The organism is Streptococcus sp. CL8.13, from assembly GCF_049737895.1.
The window spans coordinates 1-4,360 of record NZ_JBKOTT010000082.1; the positions used below are offsets into that span (position 1 = coordinate 1).

General features: G+C 41.8%; 5 protein-coding genes. 4 read left to right on the top strand and 1 reads right to left on the bottom strand.

Annotated elements, in window-relative coordinates:
- From ACLNCN_RS03640 to ACLNCN_RS03655, 4 genes are all read left to right on the top strand, one after another.
- The coding region (locus tag ACLNCN_RS03640; protein WP_424844642.1) for an ABC transporter permease subunit at positions 1–570 on the top strand (570 nt) is incomplete at its 5' end.
- A gap of 1 nt (position 571) precedes the next feature.
- A complete protein-coding gene (locus ACLNCN_RS03645) occupies positions 572–1,414 on the top strand; it encodes a sugar ABC transporter permease (protein ID WP_001065642.1) in 843 nt (280 codons plus the stop codon).
- A gap of 132 nt (positions 1,415–1,546) precedes the next feature.
- The gene (locus ACLNCN_RS03650) at positions 1,547–2,347 is read left to right on the top strand and encodes a DUF1189 domain-containing protein (protein ID WP_020903392.1); all 801 of its coding nucleotides are present in this window, start codon (positions 1,547–1,549) and stop codon (positions 2,345–2,347) included.
- 9 nt (positions 2,348–2,356) lie between these two features.
- The gene (locus ACLNCN_RS03655) at positions 2,357–3,343 is read left to right on the top strand and encodes a LacI family DNA-binding transcriptional regulator (RefSeq protein WP_001145419.1); all 987 of its coding nucleotides are present in this window, start codon (positions 2,357–2,359) and stop codon (positions 3,341–3,343) included.
- A 29-nt stretch (positions 3,344–3,372) separates the two neighbouring features.
- Here the strand turns inward: ACLNCN_RS03655 and ACLNCN_RS03660 are convergent, their stop codons facing one another.
- Complete coding sequence (locus tag ACLNCN_RS03660) at positions 3,373–4,314, bottom strand: YitT family protein (RefSeq protein WP_024057518.1); 942 nt, start codon at positions 4,312–4,314, stop codon at positions 3,373–3,375.
- Between the last annotated feature and the right edge of the window lie 46 nt (positions 4,315–4,360).

The window sequence follows — 4,360 nt, forward strand, 5'->3', positions numbered from 1 at the left end:
ATCCTGACATTCTCAAACATGTTTAACGATAGTGTTGGTGCTATCAACACTCAAGTATTGCCAATCTTGGCTAAATTCCTTCCTTTCCTTGATGGTGCTCTTATTCCTTGGAAAACAGACCCAACTTGGACTAAGATTGCCTTGATTATGATGCAAGGTTGGCTTGGATTCCCATATATCTACGTTTTGACCTTGGGTATCTTGCAATCTATTCCTAACGACCTTTACGAAGCAGCTTATATTGACGGTGCTAATGCTTGGCAAAAATTCCGCAACATCACTTTCCCAATGATCTTGGCTGTTGCTGCACCTACTTTGATTAGCCAATACACCTTCAACTTTAACAACTTCTCTATCATGTACCTCTTCAATGGTGGAGGTCCTGGTAGTGTCGGAGGGGGAGCTGGTTCAACTGATATCTTGATCTCATGGATCTACCGTTTGACAACAGGTACATCTCCTCAATACTCAATGGCGGCTGCTGTTACCTTGATTATCTCTATCATTGTCATCTCAATCTCTATGATCGCATTCAAGAAACTACACGCATTTGATATGGAGGACGTCTAAGATGAATAACTCAATTAAACTCAAACGTAGACTGACTCAAACCCTTACTTACCTCTACTTGATTGGTCTATCAATCGTGATTATCTATCCACTGTTGATTACCATCATGTCAGCCTTTAAAGCAGGTAACGTCGCAGCCTTTAAACTTGATACTAACATCGACTTCAATTTTGATAACTTTAAAGGACTCTTTACTGAAACTCTATACGGTACTTGGTATCTCAATACCTTGATCATCGCCTTGGTTACCATGGCGGTTCAAACAAGTATCATCGTACTTGCTGGTTATGCCTACAGCCGTTACAACTTCTTGGCTCGTAAACAAAGTTTGGTCTTCTTCTTGATTATCCAAATGGTGCCAACCATGGCCGCTTTGACAGCCTTCTTCGTTATGGCGCTTATGTTGAACGCCCTTAACCACAGCTGGTTCCTCATCTTCCTATACGTTGGTGGTGGTATCCCGATGAATGCTTGGCTCATGAAAGGCTACTTCGATACAGTGCCAATGTCTCTAGACGAATCTGCAAAACTAGACGGTGCAGGACACTTCCGTCGCTTCTGGCAAATTGTTCTTCCACTTGTTCGCCCAATGGTTGCCGTACAAGCTCTCTGGGCCTTCATGGGACCTTTCGGGGACTACATCCTCTCTAGTTTCTTGCTTCGTGAGAAAGAATACTTTACTGTTGCCGTTGGTCTCCAAACCTTCGTCAACAATGCGAAGAACTTGAAGATTGCCTACTTCTCAGCAGGTGCTATCCTCATCGCCCTTCCAATCTGTATTCTCTTCTTCTTCCTACAAAAGAACTTTGTTTCAGGACTTACAAGTGGTGGCGACAAGGGATAATATATCCCCGCCACCCTTTTCTTATTGCTACAAAATATATACTAACAACAAGCAATTTATCCCCTAGACTTGAAATAAAGCACATTTCTCTATATAATACTCATATAGAAAACACCTTTTAGAAAGATACCTATGCTTCCATATCCATTTTCCTATTTTTCAAGTATTTGGGGATTTCGTAAGCCCCTGTCCAAACGTTTCGGACTCAACTGGTTCCAACTTCTCTTTACCAGTATCTTCCTTATCAGCTTATCTATGGTACCTATTGCCATCCAAAACAGCTCGCAGGAGACTTATCCGCTAGAAACCTTTATCGATAATGTCTATGAACCATTGACAGATAAGGTTGTACAGGATCTCTCTGAACACGCTACAATTGTTGATGGCAAATTAACTTATACTGGAACAGCTAGTCAAGAGCCTTCTATTGTGATCGGTCCAAGTCAAAGCAAGGAATTACCTAAGGACTTGCAACTGCATTTCGATACGAATGAGCTCGTCATCAGCAAAGAAAGTAAAGAACTGACCCGTGTCTCTTACCGAGCGATTGAGACTGAGAGTTTCAAAAGTAAAGACAGCTTGACCCAAGCCATTTCTAAAGACTGGTACCAGCAGAATCGTGTCTATATCAGTCTCTTTCTAGTTCTCGGTGCGAGCTTCCTCTTTGGTTTGAATTTCTTTATCGTCTCTCTAGGAGCGAGTCTTCTCCTTTATATCACTAAGAAATCACGCCTCTTTTCATTTAGGACCTTTAAAGAGTGCTACCATTTTATCTTGAACTGTTTAGGATTACCAACTCTGATTACACTTATTTTGGGACTCTTTGGCCAAAATATGTCAAACCTCATCACTGTACAAAACATTCTTTTTGTTCTGTATCTGGTCACTATCTTTTATAAAACGCATTTCCGTGATCCAGATTACCATAAATAGGAGATTTTTATGCCCGTTACGATTAAAGACGTGGCCAAGGCTGCTGGTGTTTCACCTTCAACCGTAACCCGTGTTATTCAAAACAAATCAACCATTAGCGACGAAACAAAAAAACGTGTTCGTAAGGCTATGAAGGAGCTCAATTACCACCCCAACCTCAACGCTCGTAGTTTGGTAAGCAGTTATACCCAAGTTATCGGCTTGGTGCTTCCTGACGACTCAGACGCCTTCTATCAAAATCCTTTCTTCCCATCTGTCCTCCGTGGTATCGCCCAAGTCGCCTCTGAAAACCACTACGCCATTCAGATCGCGACAGGTAAAGATGCCAAAGAGCGTCTTAAAGCTATTTCTCAGATGGTCTATGGTAAGCGTGTAGATGGTTTGATTTTCCTCTATGCCCAAGAAGAGGACCCTTTGGTTAAGTTAGTAGCAGACGAGCAATTTCCTTTCCTTATCTTAGGTAAATCTCTATCTCCCTTCATTCCACTTGTCGATAATGACAATGTCCAAGCTGGTTTTGATGCGACAGAGTATTTCATCAAAAAAGGATGCAAGCGAATTGCCTTTATCGGAGGTACTAAGCGACTCTTCGTAACACAAGACCGTCTGACAGGTTACGAGCTAGCTCTAAAACAATACCAACTTCCTCTCGATACTAATCTGACTTACTTTGCTACTGAATTTCTTGAAGATAATGGTTATCGCTTTAGTAGACTTCTCTTCAAACACGATCCAAATATTGACGCTATTATTACCATTGATAGTCTCCTTGCTGCAGGGGTCTGTGATTACATCGCAAAACACCAACTGGATGTCCCTGTCCTCAGCTTCGACTCAGTCAATCCCAAGCTCAACTTGGCAGCCTATGTCGATATCAATAGTTTGGAGCTTGGTCGTGTTTCCTTTGAAACTATTCTCCAGATCATCAATGATGCTAAAAGCAATAAACAAATTTGTTATCGCCAGTTGATTGCCCACAAAATTATCGAAAAATAAAAACCAGCTCGAGCTGGTTTTTTTGATCACTAATTATCTGTTTCAACGAACCGTCCCAAAATATGAACATTCTCCGAGACAGAGACAAAGGCGCTTGGATCCACCTGTTTCATAATCTGTTTAAATTCATTAAACTCTGCACGTGTAATGACAGTGATTAAAACTGCCTTTCTTTCGTGATTATAGGTTCCTTCTGCATCGTGGATCATGGTTGCACCGCGGTGCAATTTTTTATGGATTTTTTCAATTACCTTCTCTGGATGATTGGTCACAATCATGGCCTGCATCCGTTTTTGCTTGGTAAAGACAGCGTCTGTGACACGGCTAGAGACAAAGATGGTAATCATAGAGTAGAGAGCGTATTCCCAACCAAAGGTCAAGCCTGCTATCAGCATGATGGTCCCATTTACCAAGAAAGAAATACTACCAACATTCTTACCCGTTTTCTTGCGAATAGTCAGGCTGACGATATCCGTCCCACCACTGGAGATATTGTTTCGAAGAGCAAAACCAATCCCCAAGCCCATGACAACACCCCCAAAAAGGGCATTGATAATGGGATCCTCCGTCAAGGTCGCCACAGGGACAAACTGGATAAAGAAGGAACTCATGGATACCGTTATAAAGGTAAAGACGGTGAACTTATGCCCAATTTGATACCAAGCCAAGACCATCAAAGGGAAATTAATGGCATAGAAGGTCAACGAAATCGGGATATGAAAACCAAACCAGTGATTACTCAAGGCAGAGATAATCTGTGCCAGACCTGTCGCACCACTCGAATACACATGACCTGGTTGGAAAAAGAAATTGACCGCTACTGCTGATAAAAATCCATAGACCAGAGAGGCCGAAATCTTCTCATCATACTTTTCGCGAGAGATACTTTGTAAGACACGTAAAATTTTTATCTGATGAGCAAAGCGGCGCAGATAATAGCGCCACCGCTTAATTCGTTTTGCTTGTTTCATCTTCTTCTACTTGTAAGCTGAGTTCCTCTAGTTGTTTGAGAGCTAC